Here is a 20,209-nt window from a genome sequence, read left to right as displayed (position 1 = left end):
CATTCAGTTGACATTGATATAATGAAAGATAATAATCGCAAGTATTGTGTAAAGGTGTGTGATGTCGATGGATTTAAATACAATTACAAGTCCATCCTTTATAAAAGATTTATCTCAAGAAGAACTATTGACGTTAAGTGAAGATATACGTTCGTTTCTAATTGAAAAATTATCGATTACTGGTGGACACATCGGTCCAAATTTGGGTGTCGTCGAACTGACTGTATCTCTTCACCGAATTTTTAATAGTCCAGATGATAAATTTATATGGGATGTGGGACATCAAGCGTATGTCCACAAAATTTTAACTGGTCGGGCTAATCAATTTGATACACTTCGCCAATTTAAAGGATTGTGTGGTTTTCCAAAACGCATTGAAAGTGAACATGATGTTTGGGAAACAGGTCACAGCTCTACGTCCTTGTCGGCAGCGATGGGTATGGCGGCTGCAAGGGATATCAAAAAAGATAAAAATCATATTATCCCGATTATCGGTGATGGCGCCTTGACCGGCGGAATGGCATTGGAAGCATTAAATCATATCGGTCATGAAAAAACGGATATGATTGTTATCTTGAATGATAATGAAATGTCAATCGCACCTAACGTTGGCGCACTTCATACCGTACTAGGAAAACTTCGTACAGCCGGAAAATACAACAAGGCAAAAGATGAATTAGAGTACTTGCTGAAAAAGATTCCTGCAGTAGGCGGGAAACTCGCAGCTACGGCTGAACGAGTAAAAGACAGTTTAAAATATTTACTAGTTTCTGGTGTGTTTTTCGAAGAACTTGGATTTACGTATTTAGGTCCTATTGACGGACATAATTACGAAGATTTGCAAGAGAATTTATTATATGCAAAAAAAATGAAGGGACCAGTATTGGTTCATGTCATTACGAAAAAAGGCAAAGGGTACCGTCCTGCTGAAGAAGACAAAATCGGAACTTGGCACGGTACAGGTCCTTATAAAATGGAAACTGGTGCATTTGTAAAGTCATCGACAACGGCTCCATCTTGGAGTGGATTGGTAGCTGAAACCGTGCGTAAACTTGCTCGTGAAGATGAGCGAATTGTCGCGATTACACCTGCAATGCCAGTAGGTTCGAAATTGGAAGGCTTTGCTTCTGAATTCCCTGAGCGCTTCTATGACGTTGGAATTGCGGAGCAACATGCAACTACAATGGCTGCAGGTCTTGCTACTCAGGAGATGAAACCGTTTTTAGCGATTTATTCAACTTTCCTTCAACGTGCATATGACCAAGTTTTACACGATATATGTCGACAAAATTTAAATGTCTTTATCGGAATTGACCGTTCAGGTTTAGTCGGCGCAGACGGTGAAACGCATCAAGGCGTCTTCGATATATCGTTTTTACGACACTTGCCAAACATGGTAATTATGATGCCTAAAGATGAAAATGAAGGCCAGCATATGGTGAAAACCGCCATTGATTACAATGATGGCCCAATCGCTTTACGCTACCCAAGAGGAAATGGTCTCGGAGTTCCGATGGATGCCGAATTACAAGCGATACCAATCGGTTCGTGGGAAGTTTTACGAAAAGGGTCGGATGCGGCGATTTTAACATTCGGTACAACGATTCCGATGGCAATGGAAGCGGCAACACGACTTTCTCGTGAAGGTATTCAAGTGGAAGTAATTAATGCAAGGTTCATAAAACCACTTGATGAAAGAATGCTTCATGATTTAGTTGAGCGCAATCTTCCACTATTTACAGTCGAAGAAGCGATACTACAAGGTGGTTTTGGCAGCAGTATTTTGGAATTCATACAGGATCATGAGTATACGGGCGTTTCCGTCAGTCGTATGGGAATTCCGGACCAATTTATTGAGCACGGAAACGTCGATGAATTGTTGAACGAAATACATTTAAATGCGGATGAATTAGTCACGCGTATACAAAATAAAATGAATAAGATCGGTAAGGCTGGTACTCACGTATTATGATAAAAACCCCAAAAGAAAGAGTCGATGTCCTTTTAGTGGAACGTGGACTTTGTGAAACAAGAGAAAAAGCAAAACGTGCTATTATGGCCGGAACTGTTTATACGAATGAACTTCGATTAGAAAAACCAGGCGAAAAAATCGCTATGGATGCTCCTTTGCAAGTGAAGGGCAATGAACTGCGTTATGTAAGCAGAGGCGGCTTGAAGCTTGAAAAGGCACTTGAATTTTTTCAAGTGGATGTAAAAGATAAGTTAATGCTTGATATAGGAGCTTCCACTGGCGGATTCACAGACTGTGCCTTACAAAACGGAGCACGTCACTGTTATGCGCTGGATGTAGGTTACAATCAGCTTGCTTGGAAAATCCGTCAAGATGAACGTGTAACGGTTATGGAGCGTACCAATTTCCGCTATGTAACAGCAGCTGACTTGGCAGAAGGTATGCCGGAATTTGCAACGATCGATGTTTCATTTATTTCATTGAAGCTGATTCTGCCTGTTCTAAAAACTTTGTTGGTGCCTGGCAGTGATGTCATTGCACTGGTAAAACCTCAATTTGAAGCAGGAAAAGCAAATGTCGGGAAAAAAGGTGTGGTTCGTGATTCGAAAGTGCATGTAAACGTACTTCAAACAATCGCGAGCTTTGCACAACAAACCGGCTTCACACTAAAAAATGCTTCTTTCTCACCGATTACAGGTGGGGAAGGGAACATTGAATTTCTGTTTCACTTAGTGGCAACTGAGGAAAATGAAACAACCTTTACAGAAGAACAATTAAAAGAAATTGTACGTGAAGCACATTCACAACTATCATGACACGGCCTACTTTGTAGGCCGTGTTTTTCTTGTACGCAAGACCAGTAAATGGTACGATATTAATAATTAAGCATAATTATTCATTTTTAGGAGTGACCAATGATGAACAAGGGGCAACGCCATATACGGATTCGAGACATTATCTCGAATCACGAAATTGAAACACAAGATGATTTAGTAGAGATTCTGAAAAATGCCGGATACAATGTAACGCAAGCTACAGTTTCCAGGGACATTAAGGAACTCCACTTAGTCAAAGTTCCTTTACAGGACGGACGATATAAATATAGCCTGCCAGCCGACCAACGATTTAACCCCATGCAAAAATTACATCGTGCATTAACAGATGCTTTTGTAAGTATAGACGGCGCAAGTCATTTTCTTGTGATGAAAACTTTGCCAGGGAATGCGCATGCAATTGGCTCTTTAATCGATCACTTGGACTGGAAAGAAATCCTTGGGACTATTTGTGGAGATGACACATGTTTAATCATTTGCAAAGATACCGACGAGCGAGATATCATTCGAACAAGATTACTTGAAATGCTTTAAAAAGAGGTGATTCATTGTGCTAAAAGAATTATCAATAAAAAACTTTGCCATAATTGAAGAAGTATCGGTGAGCTTTTCTGAAGGTTTGACGGTTCTAACCGGCGAAACGGGAGCAGGAAAATCGATCATTATTGACGCTGTTCACTTACTGGCCGGTGGAAGAGGTTCGCAGGAATTTATTCGACATGGAGCAAAAAAAGCAGAGCTTGAAGGATTATTTTTCATACAAAATGCTCAGCATCCTGTTTTTCAAAAACTTCAGGATGTCGGAATTGAAGCAGATGATGATTCTGTTATTTTACGAAGAGATATTAACGATCACGGAAAAAGTGTTTGCCGGATCAATGGAAAATTGGTTACCATTGCTATTTTAAGAGAAATTGGCGGCTCATTGATTGATATACATGGACAACACGAAAGCCAGGAATTGATGGATGAACGTTTACATATTTCCTTGCTAGATCAATTTGCAGGAAGTAAAATACACCGAGCAAAAGAAAGTTACAATGGTCTTTATCAAAGATACATAAAGTTGAAAAAAGAATTGGCTTCAGTCAGTGACAATGAACAGCAAATCGCCCAAAGAATTGATTTGTATCAGTACCAGATCAATGAAATTGATGCCATGCAATTAATTGAAAATGAAGACGAAGAACTCCAATTGGAACGTAAGAAGTTCCAGAATTACCATAAAACGTTTGAGCGTATTTCTGCTGCATACGAAGCATTGAATGGAGAGTCAAAAGGTTTAGACTGGATCGGAAATGCAATGAGTGAACTTGAAGACATTGCATCATTTGATGAATCCTATAAAGAGCAAGCAGAACTCGTGTCAAATTCTTTCTATTCACTCCAGGAATTGTCCTATCAATTGAAAAATGAGATGGACGAATCGGAATTTGATGAAGAACGGTTGAATGTCATTGAAGAAAGATTAGCTGCGATTCAATCATTAAAAAGAAAATATGGGGATTCTATAGAAGAAATTCTTTTATATCGACAAAAAATCGGTGACGAACTGGATGCTCTTGTTAATAGAGATGAACGCATTCAGCAACGTCAAAAAGCGTTAGATCAAGTGGAAAAAGACTTGGAAGTTGAATCTAAAGAATTAACGCTAATCAGAAAAAAAGCAGCAAAAAAACTGAGCGAAGCCATAGTTGTTCAGCTTCGTGAATTATTTATGGAAAAAGCGACTTTTGAAGTGATTTTCAAATCTACGAACATTTTTGATAAAAACGGAAAAGATGATGTATCTTTTTATATGTCAACAAATGTTGGAGAACCTGCAAAGCCGATTTCGAAAATTGCTTCTGGCGGTGAGTTATCGAGAATGATGCTTGCCCTAAAAGGAATTTTTTCAAAACACCAAGGAATCACTTCTATCATTTTCGATGAAGTGGACACGGGTGTAAGCGGCAGGGTTGCTCAGGCAATTGCTGAAAAAATAGCAAACATTTCCCGTTCTTCACAAGTATTGTGTATCACGCATTTGCCTCAAGTTGCGGCGATGGCCGATCAGCAATTATTAATTGAGAAACAAGTTATGGGAAAACGGACGATGACGAAGTTGACGGCAGTGACCGGACAAGACCGCGTTCAAGAGTTAAGTCGTATGATGTCCGGTGCTGAAATTACTTCGTTGACTTTGGAACATGCCAGTGAATTATTATCGATTGCAGAGCAACGAAAAAAAATAACACATGTATAGAATCGTCAAGCACTGCTGCTACAGCATGTGCTTTTTTTTTTCGAAAATTTACCGTTCATAACAATGCCGTTCAGACACATAGTAAGAACATCCTGTTAAACGGAGGTGAAATATGCGATGTGTTGCGAATAAAAGGATTGTAACCATGTTTTTGGGATTTTTGCTTTTGTTACCGGCTCATTCGTTTGCTGAGAAGAACGACAATGCTTTAATTCCGCTGGGTCAGTCTATTGGTGTGCAATTGAAATTAGAAAAACCAACATTTGTTCATGACGTTTTAATCAATGATCAATGGTGGTTCAAAAGTGGAGACCAAGTTCTTTCACTAAATGAAAAATCCATCGGTTCGATTGCCGATTGGAAGAAATTAAGCAAAAATGTAAATGAAGTGCAAGTATCCATCGAAATCCTTCGTGAAAATAAAAGAAAATCTGTATTAGTATCAACAGATAAGTTGGAAAGTATGCTTCCTTTTATGCGTGATCACACTGAAGGAATTGGTACCATCACTTACGTTGACCCAAAAACCCAGGAATATGGAGCTCTTGGACATCAAATAGTGGATCAACAAATCTCAGAAACCCCACCATTTTTGGGTGGAACGATTTTTTTATCTGAAATTGCCCGCATACACAAAAGCACTCCTGGTAATCCAGGATACAAAATTGCCAAACAGGCAGCTGTTCATGTCCAAGCAGGCAATGTGAAAGAAAACACTGTTTATGGTGTTTTTGGGGAATTGCTTGAATCAGATATGAAACAAGGAGATGCAATTCCGACGCTGACTGCCAAAAATATAAAAAAGGGTAGTGCAGAATTGTTTACGGCAATCGATGGAAATGACGTTCAAGCTTATGATATCGAAATCATCAAAGTGGAAGAAACAACATTTCAGTTCATCGTGACGGATCAGGAACTAATTAATAAGACCGGCGGAATTCTCCAAGGGATGAGTGGTTCTCCAATTATACAAGATGGAAAATTTGCTGGAGCCATCACACATATGGTGGTGGATAATCCTGTTAAAGGAGCAGCCATCCCAATCCGAGAAATGATGAAAAAACGTCCCTAAAAATATTTTTTACCACACTGTAAAAAGTGTGGTATTTTTTTGCGTAATTGTTTATGATGAATGTAACGATTATTCGACATTTTGTTAGAAAAACTTGACAATAGACGAAAATTGTCTAAATCATCCAACTTATTACTCGTTTTTTAAATCATTAAAGGGATTGCGTTGTAAATGTCGAATTAACTTTGCAGTGTGAAAATTGGTAGAATGTGCCGTGTAACAAACAACCATGTTCGCAAGAGACGTTTTAAGGGGGAAATACCATTGGAAAAAATAAAGGTCGCAATCGCAGATGATAACAAAGAATTAGTGAAAACTCTTGAGTCCTATTTGTCGAGTCACCCTCAAATCGAAGTAATTACAACTGCTCCAAATGGAAAAGTGATTCTTAGCATGATGGAAAATGAGTTACCAGACGTATTGTTGCTTGATATTATCATGCCTCACTTAGATGGTTTGGCAGTACTCGAAATGATGCAGTCAAATGAAAACCTTGCAAAAGTGCAAGTGATTATGCTGACAGCTTTCGGTCAAGAAGATGTAATGAAACAAGCTGTGGAATTAGGCGCTTCCTACTTTATGCTTAAACCATTTGAATTTGATCGCTTGGTTAATCAAATTCTTCAAGTGGCTGGCCATAAAACGGAAACAGCACCACGCACAAGCATTCTACAAAGCCAACCGCAGCCAAAAGCGAATCAAAAAATGATTGATACAACAATCACGGCAGTTATTAAAGAAATTGGTGTACCGGCTCATATTAAGGGTTATGCATACTTACGTGAAGCTATTCACATGGTCTATGAAGATATCGAATTATTGGGATCGATTACAAAAGTCCTCTACCCAGAGATTGCAATTAAATTTAATACAACGTCTTCCCGAGTAGAACGTGCAATCCGTCACGCGATTGAAGTGGCATGGAATCGTGGAAACTATGAATCTATCTCCAAAACTTTCGGTTATACAGTGCATCATTTGAAGAGCAAACCAACAAACTCGGAGTTCATTGCAATGATTGCCGATAAAATTCGATTGGAAAATATGGCTAGTTAATATTAAAGCACAGATGTCTGTAAGGATTGTTCACTATTAGAATCACGGTGACATACCCGACAAACTAAAAAACGTCTGAGTTATAGTTAAATTGTATACGTTGAATATGGAACACCTTTATTTTGCGAGTTTTTAATCGTGAAGTGGAGGTGTTTTTTGTTATGTCTGACTTTGATATTGAGATAGATCGATTTATGTTGGATTGTTCAGCCAAAGGTTTGTCACCTAAGACAATGAAATCATATGAGCAATCATTAAAACTTTTTGCAAGATGGCTAGAGAATGAATTTAAAATTTACACACCTAAAGCAGTTGAAGGTGAGCATCTCAAAAGTTACATGAGAAGTTTAGCGGAACGTGGTAAATATGAAATGACATCCGTTAATAAACCAATCAATTTTCCTGAACGAAGACAAGATTTTGGAAAGAAAATTTCTCAATCGACAATTGCAAATTATACAAGAAACATCAAGGTTTTCTTCAGTCACCTACAAAACGAGAAAATCATACGAAAAAATCCAATGAAGAGTATCAAGAATATTAAGCCAGAACGAAAAATGAAGGTGATGTTAGAGGACAATGAACTGAAACAATTCTTTAGAGCATTTGATGTCTCTAAATTCGACCAGTTCCGTGATTGGATTATAGCTAGGGTAATTTTTGATACAGGGGCAAGAGTAGGGGAATTGTTGGCTATTGTTCCATCTGATATTGATTTGAGAGCTAATGCCATCTTGCTTCGTGAAACGAAATCCAAAAAACAGCGATTTGTGTACTTTAGCGATAAGACAAGACGAAATTTAAAGTCATGGCTTGATTATAAAGACAGATATTCTGACTCGGATTTTGTTTTTCCTACATTAAAAGGCAACAAGTTGAAAATTGAAGGCATTGAGCGATCATTTAGACTGAGAAGTCGTGATGTAGGCTTACAGGTTCACCCGCATCTATTGAGAAATAACTTTGCTAAACGCTATCTCATTAATGGTGGGGATTTAGCGACTTTATCTAGGCTGCTAGGACACGCCTCGATAGAAATAACCAGCCAGATCTATCTCGATTTTGCCGATAAAGAAATCATGACTAAATATAAAAAGCATTCACCATTACAAAATTTAGACATTTAAGCACAAAAAAAGAAGGCTAGGTGTTGACGCACCCGACCTTCTCACAGTTAAATATGAATCACACTAAAAGCCTACCAGCAATAAGTGTATTATGTCCTTCATTATACCAAAAAAAATTGGGAAATGCAAAGGTTTATTAAGTGCACTCTTTTTTAGTGTTGATTCAGTCTTGGTTGCCCACTAACAGGACTTTAAACAAAACTGGAAAGGTTTGACGTTCCCGTTGCAAACAAACGTCTAGGATACAAATAACGACTTTCCTTGTTTGTCGTGTATCTGAATGGTGTTAGCGACCATTAACGGCTAGGAGTGGAAGGACTGAACGTTTACGGACGTTGTAGAGCATATCACAGACCTTACGTTGTAGAGTTCCGCAAAGACGGATATACATTCATCATGTGCAATTGAATCATTGTGTGTGAAGTAAGCGAACTATCGGGGGCAGTAGTAGATTAGTAGATATGTTGAGAAGAGATTCTCGCAATCAAACAAGGGCATACGATACTCGTCCATCATGACGTTTTGTGAAATGTGATTGTCTGTCTTGTAAGTTATTACTATTCATTTAGTTTAGCTTACATTAGGCAGACAAACTAAGCACCAAGCCTGAGCCAAGCAATCAGTTTTGTGGTAAAAAGCGTAAAAGATGTCAAGAAAAAAATCAAAGAAAATATAACAAATTTATATAGAAGAAGAGCAGTTGGAGATTAATCCTTCTGCTCTTTTATTTTTTGATCCTGTTCATAATTCACTATATCCTCAATTGTAAAATTACCTTCAGGATATAAGCGATTCATTGCATTTAGAATATCATCTAATGTGTCCAGCTTTATTGCTTTTGTTTTACCGTTAAATAAATCAGATAAGGTTGAGGGTCTTGTTTTAGACTCAACGGCAATTTTATTCTTGGTCATATTAACACCCTGTTTTTCAAGTCGCTGGAGAGTATCGCTTAACGTTATTCTAACAGTCATTTTATCACCTCATTCATTCTGATTATACACCAAAAAAATAAATTAGTAAATCTATTGACGTTTAACTAAATTCGTTGTATGATTCAATTAGTTAAACGATATTAGTTAAACGATTTTATTAAGGAGGTCAAAATGGATGAAGGTGATAAAAGCAATCAATCATTTTTTTATAGCTGAAGAAGGTGAAGTAATCCACTGGAGCGATTACGCATGGTTTTATGGATCATATTCAATTGTCTTTGCATTAGTTTTACTTGTTGCTACATCAATTTAAAAGGGGATTTAAGATGGTTCAAATGGGCGAGAAATTTGATTTTGATAAGCTTGAGCAAATAACTTCACCAAAATTCATTAAAGAAGTGAAATTTTACATTGAAACTGGAAATTACACTGTTAAAAATTTCAATATTCATCAAGGCACTGGAACACTTTTGTTAAGACTATACGCTGAAACAAAATCAAAAAATTCATTCTTTATGGATGCCTTTTACAATTCTGTAGGGGATTATTGTATGATAAATTGCATTAATACTTTTGAAATTGAGGGATTAGGCTTTAAAGTAACTCAAAAATAAAATCACACAAACAAAGGGGAAATGAGCAAATGGCAGCAACAATCACAGTAAAAGATGGATTAGTTTCTACACACGGGATCATGCAAGTTGAGTTTGCAGTTGAGGGGCTAACAAAAGAAGAAGTAGCAGTTAAATTTGATGCTTTACTTGCTGATGTCAAATTGATTATGCAATCACGAATTGAGGAAAAAGAATATGAAGTAGAAGTGTTTAATCACTCAATTGAGAAGCTTGAAACATTTGAGGCTGATGAGTATTAAAATTGCAACGAAATAAAAGTTTTCATCATGCACGTTTTACATCACATTCGCATATCGTTAAGTAACGGAACTACACGTTAATAACGAATCAGAAAAGTATGACCGAGCAAATGCTTGGTCATTTTTTATTGTCAGGAATCTTTTGGTCATATCGGTCATACCATATAAAAACCACAAAGGAGGCTTTCAATCATGACAAACAACAAACCAAAAAACAAAGTAATTAAAAGTGTTAGCTTCAACATCACAAATGAAACAGATGCCAAAATACTGAAAGCGATTAAACGAAGAAACTTTAGTGGATATGTAAAAAAACTGTTGCTTGCAGACATCTTGATAAGAGAAACAGAAGCGATATTGGCTCAAACAAATTTAGCAGAAACAACCTCAGTCAAAGAATCATCCAGTGATCGATTGGCAAAATTAAAAGAGCAAAATAAAAAAAGTCGGCATTAAACCGACTTCATCCCACTAATGTATTAACAAATAATCCAATTCCATATCCAATTAGGAGATATGCAATAAACACAACAATCATCCTTTCCTCACATGTTTTGTTTAGTATGTCACGGTCATCAAAACTTGATACAAGAAAGGGGAATTTTGTGCGGAAATACAAAGTAGTTCAAGAAAAGGACTATACAGATTTTTCGAGTAAAGGTTTAGTGTTTCCTATGTTGCTTGAAAATGATACTCATGATTCAAAAATGCTTTCAAAAACGCTTATGTCAACAAGTGTTTTATTTGTATCTTTGCCACTAAAAATCTTTGCGGCTAGTGCAGATGCAACTTTTGGTAACGTACACTCAGCTATAATGGGAGCATTTGACGTAGGTGTAGTTATGGTAATAATTTTTGCAGGAGCAGCTTGGGCATTAGGACACAGAGGAAAGGCATTAGAGATATTAATTGGAGTTTGTTGCGGTTACATTTTGGCAAGACACGCTGTTGATGTACGTGACTTCTTAAAAAGCATCTAAGGGGGATTACTAATGATTGGCGAATGGGCGAAGGAACAAGGCGATAAATTTATCATGCAACCAGTAGGCGAATTCTTTAAAAATGTTGCTTCAGGAGCTTGGAATTGGTTTGTAGAAGTATTACCTGATGTCATGGGTTACGGTGCATTATTAGCAGCTGGAGCAATCGTTTTAGGTTCGATGGTTGGTAGTGGAGGTATGATGAAGCCACTTGCTATTTATGCAGGAGGTTTGATTGTCGCAGTCTGTATTTTAACAACAGTCTAAAGGAGGAGAAGCATGGATGCCATACCAGTAATCATTAAAAGACCTTGGTACAGGAAAAAAATGAAAATTGTCACGGTTGCCACAAATGAAGTAGTAGTTTACAGGATTATTCCTCATTCCATTGTCGCTAATAACAATAAGCGGTTGTGGCGATCCATTCACAAAATGTATGAAATGTATGAAAGTGTCGGTAGTCGTAGAGAACGAGATGGATTCAAGTTTCATTTTCGTGAAAAAGATTACTTTTGGTTTGATGTGATTTTTCGTCAAATTAATGGGCAACGAAAGATTGAATTTTATGTATCAACAACTGAGTTCCAAGCAGTCAAATTGAAGCGTAAAATTGAAAACAAAATGGACGTTACACTAAAAGTAGTTCCAATATCTGCTTTACAAATCCCCGTAGAAAACACCGTTATACAAGAATTACGCTACTTACGTCATGACATCTTCTCGTTAAATACCAACGCAAATGAAAAACAAACTCCAATTTCATCAATCCTAAATACAGTTGAAGATTTACAATTTGATGGTGATATGGCAAGACTGTCAATTTGTAATGAAGTTGAAAGTCGTAAGAAATGGATCAAGAATGCTTCATGGGCAAGAGAGAAGCTAAATAAAGGGAAAGTTCCTCAACGAGCTAGTCTTAGTCCAAATAATGCTGTTCCATTGCTTAAGATGACCGTAGCTGGAATTATCAATGAAGTGAACGGATTGCTTGTTGATACGTTTCAAGCGTTCTCAAACGTCTTCTTCAAGTCTGAAAAGGATTTTAAGAGTGACAAAATAATTGAAAAAGGCTATACGCTTCAAGATGCTATCAATTCGAGTCGATTAAGTGGAGCAAGCCTAGATAAAATCAATCAACCTGTATTTAAGAGTCATATTCGTATTGCAGCTCATTCATCCGACAAACTGACTCGTGACACGATAGGCGAGACATTAGCGTTGTCTATGAATGACATGGTGGAAGATAACGAATTACAAGGCTTTACTGCTCGTGGAGGACGTAGATTGCAAATAGTCGAGGAATTGAACACTATGAAGCTATCAGTTAAAACGAAATACGATGTTAACGCAAATCTTGTCTCTACAGATGAGATGAGCAAGTTAGCACTACAAATCCCATCTAAAGATTTACAACGTAGATATGCAGATGAATTAGACGTGAAAAGTCGTGCAGAAGTATCTATTCCAAGTGCTTTACGTAATCCAAATGGTATCGAATTAGGCATAGCTGAGGTTAAAGATGAGAAGATACCTATTCTCATGCCTGTAGACAATCCAGATGTGTTATATAGAGGATATACGTTTATAGGTGGGCAAGGTGCAGGGAAAGATACAGCTATTAAAAACTGGATTATTGACGGATGTTTAAATCACAACATTTCAGCCATCATTCCTGATGCAATATGTGAGGATGGTGAAAGGGGTATGGCTGATGGTATACGGGACTCATTGCCAGCTGACAAAATCATTGATATTGATTTAGGAAATGGAGACTGGATTGTTCCGATGGATTTAACAGAGGTCATTACTAAACTTGGTCGAAAAGGTGCTTCACGATTCGGTGATGAAATGATTGACTTTATGGGTATTGAAGGACTATCGAGGTCATCAAAGTATCTACGAGAAGCAGCTAAAGCTTCAGGTGGTTCACTCTACAACATTAAACGGATTATTGAAGATGAAGAATTCCGTCTTGATCGTATTGAGCAACTTCAATCAGAAGGAAATACACGATTAGCTCGTGATTTAATCAGTTGGGGAACGAATGATGATTTAGGGAATAAAGTTAGTCCTATCCTTGACCGATTAGATACGTTCTTTGGTAATGATACGCTTTATGATATTTTCGCCCAGGAGCCGAAGAAAGAAGTAGATTTCGAAAAGTGGATGAGAGAAGGTAAAGTTGTAATCATTCGGATTCCTAATCGTGTACTTGGAGAATTAGCAACCAAAACTTTAGTCCATTGGATTACGCTTAAAACTTTCATGACTCGTATGTTGATGGATAAGGAAAAACAGGAGAATGGATGCTTCATCGTGTTCAATGAGCCTGAACAGTACGCAACTGAAGGTTTAACTAAGCTGATGGGAAGGATTGGCACAGAAGGACGTAAAGAACGATTAGGATCGCTGTATGCGTTCCACCATTGGAATAAGTTGCCGAATAGTTTACAGGAGAATTTACAAGGTGGAGGAGTTCAACAATTCCTATTTGCTAATGACCATTTAAAAACGTTTGAATTATCGAAGCATCGTTTTGAAGATACTTTACCGATGGATCAAGCGACTCATCTACCTAATCATTATGCAATTGTATCTGTTCGTGCAGCTAAGGAGTTGCAACCTGCATTCATCTGTCACATGAAACCACCTGTTAAACTTTCATATGATAACTCATTTTTAACGAAACGACATGCTCAAATCTATGGTCGAAGTTGGAAGGAATTACAAGAGGCATTGTAGAATTGTAAGTGTGTGGAGGGATCACTATGAAGAAGGCTACGATGTATATAGATGAAGGAAAAAGAATTGCAACTAGTGATTATGATGTAATCGTACAGTTTGCTGATGGAGAAACGAATACACATAAATTTGTCCAATACAGTTATGAGGATGTATTTAAAGCTATAGTGGAGCATTACAAAGATAAAGAGGAACGGAAGTCAATTCTGAGAATTTTAATTGAAACAAGATGAATTAGAGGTATTGGAAATCTTTTGTAGAATTAGGAGAGTAGGAGGTTATGAAATGAAAATTAATGTTGTTGATTACGAGATGACTCATGAAGAAATAATTAGTGAACTTGTACAATTAAAAATAGAAAAAACTTTAGACGGCATTAAGATAAAATCATTAGTGCAATTATTAATTGAAAAAGAGATCATCGCTGACGAGGAAGTGAAACTTTCTTTAGAAAATATTCTAAGCTTTGGAGAAACAATTGCTGAAGAAAACGGAATCGACTCTAAAATGTTTCTTGAAATTGCCAGCAAATACTTATAAGGAATTAGCATCAAGCATCTCATTAAATTGAGGTGCTTTTATTTTTGCCCATTCAAACAAGTTCAAAACAATTTTAAACTTTTCTCATTTATTGGGGTAGACAGGTTCAAATGTTTCAAATTAGTTTTAAATTATTTTGAAGAATTTTGAATGTAATCCCACAACGCTCTCACAGCCATTCTAACAGACAACCAAATATTCGTTAAGCTCAAAACGGAAGCTCTGAGAGCATTCTACGTATTAATAAAACGATTCTGTGAGGTCAGTTAGATGTTCAGATGGATAGTGGAATTGTGAAATGAAAATTTGACCATTTTCAAACTGCTACGATGAGATGAACCTAACTGGAAATTAATTTGAGCCAAAAAAATATTTCAGAGGGATTCTTCGGACACTATCCATAATGGTAATTGGTAATTGTTACAAATGTTCACAATTTAGACACAAATAGAGAAATTTTTACCTGAAAAACGAAATTGCCAAAATCGGCATTTTAGGCAGGAATCATCATAGTTAAATGGCAATTTTCGTGATTTTGGAAGTGGGACATAAACTAATGAGGGAGCTATTTATAAATTTCAAATTGCAGGAAACATGGACAAAACTACCTTCCCACCCCCTTAAACTATGTAGGATATATTTTCAAAAAGTGATTTGGGCGAAAAACGTATCAAAAACCCCGTTTTCAAGGCTAGGGATATGAGGGATAAAATTTATTTTCATTTGCTATTGATAAAAGTCCATTTTATGTATATATAAAGTAGTGTAAGGGGTAATTTGGGAATTTTCTTTTTTTAACCACTTACATTAACAATTATTAATGTGTTGAAGAAGGAGTTGATAAAGATGAATACACGAGAAATTTTAAATGAGAAGCTACGTGTTCAAATGGAAGAGTTAATTACTCTGAAAGGTATTAAGCAGCTATTCGTCGCAAGTCAGATAGGCGTACACCATGTAACGTTTAGCAGATGGATCAATGGGAAAGAAACATTTGCTGAACAACGCATGAAGACTGTGCAGAATTTTCTTGAAAGTAATGTGTGAGGAAAGATTTCAAATACAAAATAATCAATTACAAGGAGAGTCATACATGAACAACTATTTTTTTTGCTACAACAAGACGATGGCTAGACATCTTAATAAAAATGGATTTCAACATATTACAAGAGCAATTGCTCCAAAATCCAATAAGGTATTTTATCTGTTTGAGGTTACAGACGAATTAAACGACTCCATCAACACATTCAGCAGTTTAGTAGTGCAAAAACTGGTGTAAATTACCCCAAAGTTGTGTCAGGATCTGGTGTAAATTACCACAGTTTTTGACATAGGTAGTGCAAATTCTGGTGTAAATTACCACAGATTTTGGACTGATTACAGAAAGACTACCTATAAAGAGAGATTACTACAGAGAGGAAAAAAGAAGTGGGTGGATGACAAGCCTACTTACTAATCAATTATATGTAAGACTAATCAAAGGAGAAGATGAAATCATGAGTTACATTCAAGTATTAAACTCTTTCACAATGGAAGGCAATAAGCAACATCTCACGGAAAAGGAATTATATCTATATTGCCACATGAAGAGAGAGCAACATCTGAGCGATGATATTAAGACTACAACTTCATTAACAGCCGACTTCCTTCTAGTTCCATTCAACAATAAACGTGACAGGAATATTAAAGATGTCAAAGAGGCATTAGTGGGATTGCAAAACAAATCGGTTATCACAGTGTCCAATCAAGAAGGTGAAATAATCAATGATCCAAAAGGAAATCAGTCATTACGAATTACAATTCCTAAGTTGAAAGGTGAAGGATTTTATCAATTGCCATACCTCCTATTTGATTCTGCTAATGACATATCAGATTTATATATCCATCTGACAGTCGCAAAATGGAAAGGTTCATTCAATTGTTCGCTTGACAGATGGGCGAGTATTTTAATGTGCTCACGTAATACTGCAATACAAAAAGTGGCTAATGCGATTGAACATAAATCAATTTACTGCAATGTTGGAGATTATCTTGAGCAAAAGAAGCGAGATGTTAACAGTTATAAAATCAAACCATTTAGCAAAGAAGAAAAATCTAATATGACCAAGAAGAATGAAATCCAAAAAGCCACTGATAAGATTCATGAGGGTCAAGAGAACCTTACTGATTATGATGAATGGTTAATCAATGAGACAGACATTTTCAACATGTATACAGATGAAGAAGGTACAAGCGTATTTCCGACGTATGACGATTATGAGTTTTATATGGAAGTTGTGGACAATGTGAAAGACCGTAAGCCTACTGCATTGGAATCTAAATTCTTAGCGAGTGCGAAAAAACGAATTGATCGTCTGAAAGGTAATCCACAATTCAAAGAAGAATGGGAAAAGGCAGAGGAATTGTATTACACGAAGGTAAATGGAATTGAACAAGAAGTTGTATCTCATGAGGTAAAAGTTGAAACAGTTATTATTCAAAAACCTCAATATGAAAATTTAGCATCTATGTTTTAAGAACTCATATTCATAAGGCTGCAACCTTATTTTTTATGAATCTTAAAGCAAAAGTAAAAACATCTATCCACTAAATATTATAACACCAAACTCATATAAAGCAACCATTAATACGAAAGGAGTGAATCCCTACTTGAAAAGCCTTTACAAAGAATTTCTTGATGCTAAATCAGACGATGAAATGGAAGAGATGATGAAGAAAATCATGCTTGAAATGATGAACCTTGATGAATATAAATTGTTGGCTTAATGGACTGATAGATAAATAGATGGAGAATACACACTTAATTAATGGAGGAATATAAAATGACAAAACAAACAAATCAAATTTACTTATACTCGGTAACAACTAAGGCTTTTTACAATGAACAGGAGCAAATGAAGCAACAGGAGATTTATGATTTACAAATGAAGGGTGAATCAGATACAACGAAACGAATTAATGAATTGAAAGACGAATTGAATCAATTGATGATACAGGATTTAAGAGTGCGTGAACTGAATGCATCTGCATTAAATCAATCCACTACAATTGCACAATTTGAAAGCAGCCTTACACGAGCATTGGAATTAGATAGTAATAGCAATATTCCGAGTCAGGATATCATGATTGTCCAAGTGTATCACTATGCGATAATGGACAGCTTAATTTCTAATGGATTTAAGCATAATGGTGAACATTATCGTTACATGTTTAGTAGTGCAGGACAGATTAGAACGAAGAAATTAGTATTCATAAAAGAATCATGCTTTAAGCAAATTGAAAATAAACTGACTGCCGGATTAACAGATTCGATAATTAATGATAATGGTGGAATTAGTATTAATAAGCTGATTGCCTACAAAGCTCTGGCTAATAGTTCAAGTGTCAAATGGGATATTGATCTAAATAAAGCCATTGTCGTTGATGATTTCGAATTCACTATTAAGGATAAGACAGTTGATTTCATCGGATCAGATTATGAGGTGAACCGAAAAGTTGCTGATATTAGTAATCAAGTGGTGGATGGCGCAGGATTAATGCTACCAAGTGTAATTGACAAGAACATTCAATTCCGTGGAGTGTGGTTTAAGGGATTATTAACTCCATTTGATTTCATTAAATTTATAAATGAGCATGAAGTGGCTAGTCCGATTGTAAAAGACGTATGGGGGACGGAACATAATATTGTTGAGGATGATATTCAAATCATTTTTACTAAGTCGCAATTCAAAATGGCTAAGTATTTCAAGTCCTGGGATGAGTACAAAACGGACTTTAATGAGTATGGCTGCGAGTTTTCTATTTGCGACATTGAGGGAGATGTATTTGAAGATAAGACGTTGAATTATCAAATGTTGCAAACGTTGTATGATATGTCGCACGAAGATTTAGTGGAAATCACTAGTCACACAAAGGAAACGATTGAGAATGCTACTTCGTCAACGCAGAACATGATTGAATTTATTGGAGCGACTAAAGATAAGAAATACAAGCAACCATGGCACGAAGCGTTATTGCTGCATCCTGAATTGATTAATGATGCTTACTTCAAGAAGATGGTGAAAGATAAGAAAGCTTCAATGATTAAAGATGCTAGAAGTGGAAAAATTGTTATTCCTAACACAAAACGAACATTCCTTATTCCTGATTGCTATGCCTTCTGTCAGTGGTTATTTGGATTAAAGGTAACTGGATTGTTAGAAGATGGACAAGTGAGTTGCCAGCTCTATGAAGACGGTAAAGAGTTGGATGTTTTAAGGAGTCCTCATTTGTATATTGAACATTGTGTACGTCAAAATTTAGTTAATGAAAAAGTAAAGCGATGGTTTACAACTAATGGTGTATATACATCTGTCCGTGATGCTATCAGCACACAATTGATGTTTGATGTTGACGGAGATACGGCTTTAATCATTGATAATGAGACATTCGTAAAGAATGCTAAGGCTCATATGATTGACGTTGTGCCATTGCAATTTGATTTAGGTGTTGCAGAAGCGAGTGAAATAAATGGTAATAATATAACAAAATCATTGAAGAGTGCTTACAGTAAAAATATTGGTGAAGTGAGCAATAAGATTACAAAAGTGTTTAATCAAGATGTGATTACTGAAGACGACTTAAAAATGGTCAAACAATTATGCTATATCAACAACCAGTACATCGACTATGCTAAAACACTGTGGATTGCGCAAGTTCCATTGGAATTGTCAAATAAACTGAAGAAATTAGATAGTGTGAAATTACCTACTTTCTTTATTCAGGCAAAAGATAAGAAGAGAAAGCAAGTGACGGAGCGCAATAACAGTACAGTTAATCGATTATATGACGTAATGCAGACTAAACGCTTAATGTTCGATAATCAAGATTTTGACTATAAAGTTTTAATGAATAACGCAAATGTAAAAGTCGATGATGTGATCGTTAAGAAATACAAGGAATTAACAGCAACAAGATACTTTAAAATGCAAACGCAATTAGAGCTACAAGGCGATACTCCAGCTCGGTTATTTGCTATACAAGTGTTACGAAAAGAGCTGCTAGAGCTTAATGAAGATATTAATTATGTTGTAGATGTCTTGATTAAACACTTGCATGGCAGTGAATATTCGAAATTTATGTGGGATTGTTTTGGTGCAGAAATTCTTTGGAATATGAAAAGTAATCTTGGTAAGTTGAAACGTTGTGAATGTACAGAGGAGTTTGAACCTGCAAGTAATCGACAAGTTAAATGTACTGATTGTGCAGAAAAAGCGAAGAAAGAAGCAGCTCGATTACGCAAACAGAAGAGTCGAGAGAAGAAAGTTTCATGACAATAAATGTCACGCTTTAGAAATTAATATAGGGAAATTAATATCTTAATAAACTATCGAAAAATACGGTAATATCGTGTTGTCACTATTATTAAGTTAATGGTCTATAGGGAAGGTCAAGGTATGTCAGCCTTTCTTTCCTGTTTCTCCATTTTTTAGTCTTATCGCTGTAAAAGGTGATGAGACATTTTTTAATATATGGAGATAATTTTTATATTAATTTTTTAAACAAATAATTAAATTTACCCAACTTAACAATACAGTCAAAATTTTAAGAAGTCAATATAAGAATTGAAAATAAATTGAAAGGAGCAAATCAAATGAGTGAAAAAGAAATATTTGAGCTATTTATACAAATGAAAATGAAGAAGATCAAACAAAAAGATTTGGCAGAACATTTACAAGTTTCTTGTGCATGGGTGTGTAACTTCTTTGCTTTAAAAACAAACATGAGTGATCGTCACGTCCAACAATTGAAACAGTACATCGCAAGCAAATAAAACAAATAATCGACAAGCCGT

The 20,209-nt window shown here is 36.2% G+C and carries 22 protein-coding genes; 21 read left to right on the top strand and 1 reads right to left on the bottom strand.

The window, feature by feature from the left end:
- Positions 1-67 precede the first annotated feature (67 nt).
- The 7 genes from dxs to ACQKEV_RS09350 all read left to right on the top strand — a co-directional run bounded on the left by dxs (position 68) and on the right by ACQKEV_RS09350 (position 8,305).
- Positions 68-1,972: a 1-deoxy-D-xylulose-5-phosphate synthase gene (gene dxs, locus ACQKEV_RS09380; RefSeq protein ID WP_427445713.1), complete on the top strand. Its 1,905-nt coding sequence runs from the start codon at positions 68-70 to the stop codon at positions 1,970-1,972.
- Positions 1,969-2,787 (top strand): TlyA family RNA methyltransferase, encoded by an 819-nt coding sequence (locus tag ACQKEV_RS09375; RefSeq protein WP_427445715.1) that lies wholly within the window; start codon positions 1,969-1,971, stop codon positions 2,785-2,787. Before dxs ends, ACQKEV_RS09375 begins: the two co-directional genes overlap by 4 nt.
- A gap of 102 nt (positions 2,788-2,889) precedes the next feature.
- Positions 2,890-3,339 carry a transcriptional regulator AhrC/ArgR gene (gene ahrC / locus ACQKEV_RS09370; protein ID WP_269927108.1) on the top strand — a complete coding sequence of 150 codons (450 nt, stop codon included), beginning with the start codon at positions 2,890-2,892 and terminating at the stop codon, positions 3,337-3,339.
- Positions 3,340-3,355: 16 nt separating this feature from the next.
- The gene (recN, locus tag ACQKEV_RS09365) at positions 3,356-5,050 is read left to right on the top strand and encodes a DNA repair protein RecN (protein ID WP_427445717.1); all 1,695 of its coding nucleotides are present in this window, start codon (positions 3,356-3,358) and stop codon (positions 5,048-5,050) included.
- 145 nt (positions 5,051-5,195) lie between these two features.
- A complete protein-coding gene (locus ACQKEV_RS09360; protein WP_427445719.1) occupies positions 5,196-6,122 on the top strand; it encodes a SpoIVB peptidase S55 domain-containing protein in 927 nt (308 codons plus the stop codon).
- A 264-nt stretch (positions 6,123-6,386) separates the two neighbouring features.
- Positions 6,387-7,178: a sporulation transcription factor Spo0A gene (gene spo0A / locus ACQKEV_RS09355; RefSeq protein WP_427445721.1), complete on the top strand. Its 792-nt coding sequence runs from the start codon at positions 6,387-6,389 to the stop codon at positions 7,176-7,178.
- Positions 7,179-7,339: 161 nt separating this feature from the next.
- The gene (locus tag ACQKEV_RS09350) at positions 7,340-8,305 is read left to right on the top strand and encodes a tyrosine-type recombinase/integrase (RefSeq protein ID WP_427445722.1); all 966 of its coding nucleotides are present in this window, start codon (positions 7,340-7,342) and stop codon (positions 8,303-8,305) included.
- A 707-nt stretch (positions 8,306-9,012) separates the two neighbouring features.
- Here ACQKEV_RS09350 and ACQKEV_RS09345 read toward each other — a convergent pair.
- Complete coding sequence (locus ACQKEV_RS09345) at positions 9,013-9,279, bottom strand: helix-turn-helix domain-containing protein (protein WP_427445723.1); 267 nt, start codon at positions 9,277-9,279, stop codon at positions 9,013-9,015.
- A gap of 136 nt (positions 9,280-9,415) precedes the next feature.
- Between ACQKEV_RS09345 and ACQKEV_RS09340 the strand changes: the two genes are divergently transcribed.
- The 14 genes from ACQKEV_RS09340 to ACQKEV_RS09275 all read left to right on the top strand — a co-directional run bounded on the left by ACQKEV_RS09340 (position 9,416) and on the right by ACQKEV_RS09275 (position 20,188).
- Complete coding sequence (locus ACQKEV_RS09340; RefSeq protein ID WP_427445724.1) at positions 9,416-9,553, top strand: hypothetical protein; 138 nt, start codon at positions 9,416-9,418, stop codon at positions 9,551-9,553.
- Between the two features lie 13 nt (positions 9,554-9,566).
- Positions 9,567-9,854, top strand: a complete 288-nt coding sequence (locus ACQKEV_RS09335; protein ID WP_427445725.1) for a hypothetical protein — start codon at positions 9,567-9,569, stop codon at positions 9,852-9,854.
- A 29-nt stretch (positions 9,855-9,883) separates the two neighbouring features.
- Positions 9,884-10,114, top strand: a complete 231-nt coding sequence (locus tag ACQKEV_RS09330) for a hypothetical protein (RefSeq protein WP_427445727.1) — start codon at positions 9,884-9,886, stop codon at positions 10,112-10,114.
- A 192-nt stretch (positions 10,115-10,306) separates the two neighbouring features.
- Positions 10,307-10,570 carry a hypothetical protein gene (locus ACQKEV_RS09325; protein WP_427445729.1) on the top strand — a complete coding sequence of 88 codons (264 nt, stop codon included), beginning with the start codon at positions 10,307-10,309 and terminating at the stop codon, positions 10,568-10,570.
- Positions 10,571-10,719: 149 nt separating this feature from the next.
- The gene (locus ACQKEV_RS09320; RefSeq protein ID WP_427457854.1) at positions 10,720-11,094 is read left to right on the top strand and encodes a glycosyltransferase; all 375 of its coding nucleotides are present in this window, start codon (positions 10,720-10,722) and stop codon (positions 11,092-11,094) included.
- A 12-nt stretch (positions 11,095-11,106) separates the two neighbouring features.
- Positions 11,107-11,361: a hypothetical protein gene (locus ACQKEV_RS09315; protein ID WP_427445731.1), complete on the top strand. Its 255-nt coding sequence runs from the start codon at positions 11,107-11,109 to the stop codon at positions 11,359-11,361.
- A 12-nt stretch (positions 11,362-11,373) separates the two neighbouring features.
- Positions 11,374-13,836, top strand: coding sequence for an ATP-binding protein (locus ACQKEV_RS09310; protein ID WP_427445732.1), 2,463 nt, complete (start codon positions 11,374-11,376; stop codon positions 13,834-13,836).
- Between the two features lie 26 nt (positions 13,837-13,862).
- Positions 13,863-14,069 (top strand): hypothetical protein, encoded by a 207-nt coding sequence (locus ACQKEV_RS09305; RefSeq protein ID WP_427445733.1) that lies wholly within the window; start codon positions 13,863-13,865, stop codon positions 14,067-14,069.
- A gap of 52 nt (positions 14,070-14,121) precedes the next feature.
- Positions 14,122-14,376 carry a hypothetical protein gene (locus ACQKEV_RS09300; protein ID WP_427445734.1) on the top strand — a complete coding sequence of 85 codons (255 nt, stop codon included), beginning with the start codon at positions 14,122-14,124 and terminating at the stop codon, positions 14,374-14,376.
- A gap of 846 nt (positions 14,377-15,222) precedes the next feature.
- Positions 15,223-15,423 carry a hypothetical protein gene (locus ACQKEV_RS09295; protein ID WP_427445735.1) on the top strand — a complete coding sequence of 67 codons (201 nt, stop codon included), beginning with the start codon at positions 15,223-15,225 and terminating at the stop codon, positions 15,421-15,423.
- 46 nt (positions 15,424-15,469) lie between these two features.
- A complete protein-coding gene (locus ACQKEV_RS09290; RefSeq protein WP_427445736.1) occupies positions 15,470-15,655 on the top strand; it encodes a hypothetical protein in 186 nt (61 codons plus the stop codon).
- A 157-nt stretch (positions 15,656-15,812) separates the two neighbouring features.
- Complete coding sequence (locus tag ACQKEV_RS09285) at positions 15,813-16,892, top strand: hypothetical protein (RefSeq protein WP_427457851.1); 1,080 nt, start codon at positions 15,813-15,815, stop codon at positions 16,890-16,892.
- A 306-nt stretch (positions 16,893-17,198) separates the two neighbouring features.
- Positions 17,199-19,688, top strand: a complete 2,490-nt coding sequence (locus tag ACQKEV_RS09280) for a hypothetical protein (protein WP_427445738.1) — start codon at positions 17,199-17,201, stop codon at positions 19,686-19,688.
- A gap of 320 nt (positions 19,689-20,008) precedes the next feature.
- Positions 20,009-20,188, top strand: coding sequence for a hypothetical protein (locus ACQKEV_RS09275; RefSeq protein WP_427445739.1), 180 nt, complete (start codon positions 20,009-20,011; stop codon positions 20,186-20,188).
- Positions 20,189-20,209 lie beyond the last annotated feature (21 nt).

The sequence above is a fragment of the Paenisporosarcina sp. NPDC076907 genome (assembly GCF_050269735.1).
Lineage (GTDB): Bacteria > Bacillota > Bacilli > Bacillales_A > Planococcaceae > Paenisporosarcina.
This window is presented reverse-complemented; position numbering and strand designations above follow the sequence as displayed.

What these genes read in the sequence shown, in the direction of transcription:
- ACQKEV_RS09360 (WP_427445719.1), top strand. Translation starts at nt 5,196, where the DNA reads ATGTTTTTGGGATTTTTGCTTTTGTTACCGGCTCATTCGTTTGCTGAG.
- ACQKEV_RS09345 (WP_427445723.1), bottom strand. Translation starts at nt 9,279, where the DNA reads ATGACTGTTAGAATAACGTTAAGCGATACTCTCCAGCGACTTGAAAAA.
- ACQKEV_RS09375 (WP_427445715.1), top strand. Translation starts at nt 1,969, where the DNA reads ATGATAAAAACCCCAAAAGAAAGAGTCGATGTCCTTTTAGTGGAACGT.
- ACQKEV_RS09295 (WP_427445735.1), top strand. Translation starts at nt 15,223, where the DNA reads ATGAATACACGAGAAATTTTAAATGAGAAGCTACGTGTTCAAATGGAA.
- ACQKEV_RS09340 (WP_427445724.1), top strand. Translation starts at nt 9,416, where the DNA reads ATGAAGGTGATAAAAGCAATCAATCATTTTTTTATAGCTGAAGAAGGT.
- ACQKEV_RS09330 (WP_427445727.1), top strand. Translation starts at nt 9,884, where the DNA reads ATGGCAGCAACAATCACAGTAAAAGATGGATTAGTTTCTACACACGGG.
- ACQKEV_RS09275 (WP_427445739.1), top strand. Translation starts at nt 20,009, where the DNA reads ATGAGTGAAAAAGAAATATTTGAGCTATTTATACAAATGAAAATGAAG.
- ACQKEV_RS09350 (WP_427445722.1), top strand. Translation starts at nt 7,340, where the DNA reads ATGTCTGACTTTGATATTGAGATAGATCGATTTATGTTGGATTGTTCA.
- dxs (WP_427445713.1), top strand. Translation starts at nt 68, where the DNA reads ATGGATTTAAATACAATTACAAGTCCATCCTTTATAAAAGATTTATCT.
- ahrC (WP_269927108.1), top strand. Translation starts at nt 2,890, where the DNA reads ATGAACAAGGGGCAACGCCATATACGGATTCGAGACATTATCTCGAAT.
- ACQKEV_RS09325 (WP_427445729.1), top strand. Translation starts at nt 10,307, where the DNA reads ATGACAAACAACAAACCAAAAAACAAAGTAATTAAAAGTGTTAGCTTC.
- ACQKEV_RS09285 (WP_427457851.1), top strand. Translation starts at nt 15,813, where the DNA reads ATGACAAGCCTACTTACTAATCAATTATATGTAAGACTAATCAAAGGA.
- ACQKEV_RS09305 (WP_427445733.1), top strand. Translation starts at nt 13,863, where the DNA reads ATGAAGAAGGCTACGATGTATATAGATGAAGGAAAAAGAATTGCAACT.
- ACQKEV_RS09300 (WP_427445734.1), top strand. Translation starts at nt 14,122, where the DNA reads ATGAAAATTAATGTTGTTGATTACGAGATGACTCATGAAGAAATAATT.
- ACQKEV_RS09280 (WP_427445738.1), top strand. Translation starts at nt 17,199, where the DNA reads ATGACAAAACAAACAAATCAAATTTACTTATACTCGGTAACAACTAAG.
- ACQKEV_RS09315 (WP_427445731.1), top strand. Translation starts at nt 11,107, where the DNA reads ATGATTGGCGAATGGGCGAAGGAACAAGGCGATAAATTTATCATGCAA.
- ACQKEV_RS09335 (WP_427445725.1), top strand. Translation starts at nt 9,567, where the DNA reads ATGGTTCAAATGGGCGAGAAATTTGATTTTGATAAGCTTGAGCAAATA.
- ACQKEV_RS09310 (WP_427445732.1), top strand. Translation starts at nt 11,374, where the DNA reads ATGGATGCCATACCAGTAATCATTAAAAGACCTTGGTACAGGAAAAAA.
- ACQKEV_RS09290 (WP_427445736.1), top strand. Translation starts at nt 15,470, where the DNA reads ATGAACAACTATTTTTTTTGCTACAACAAGACGATGGCTAGACATCTT.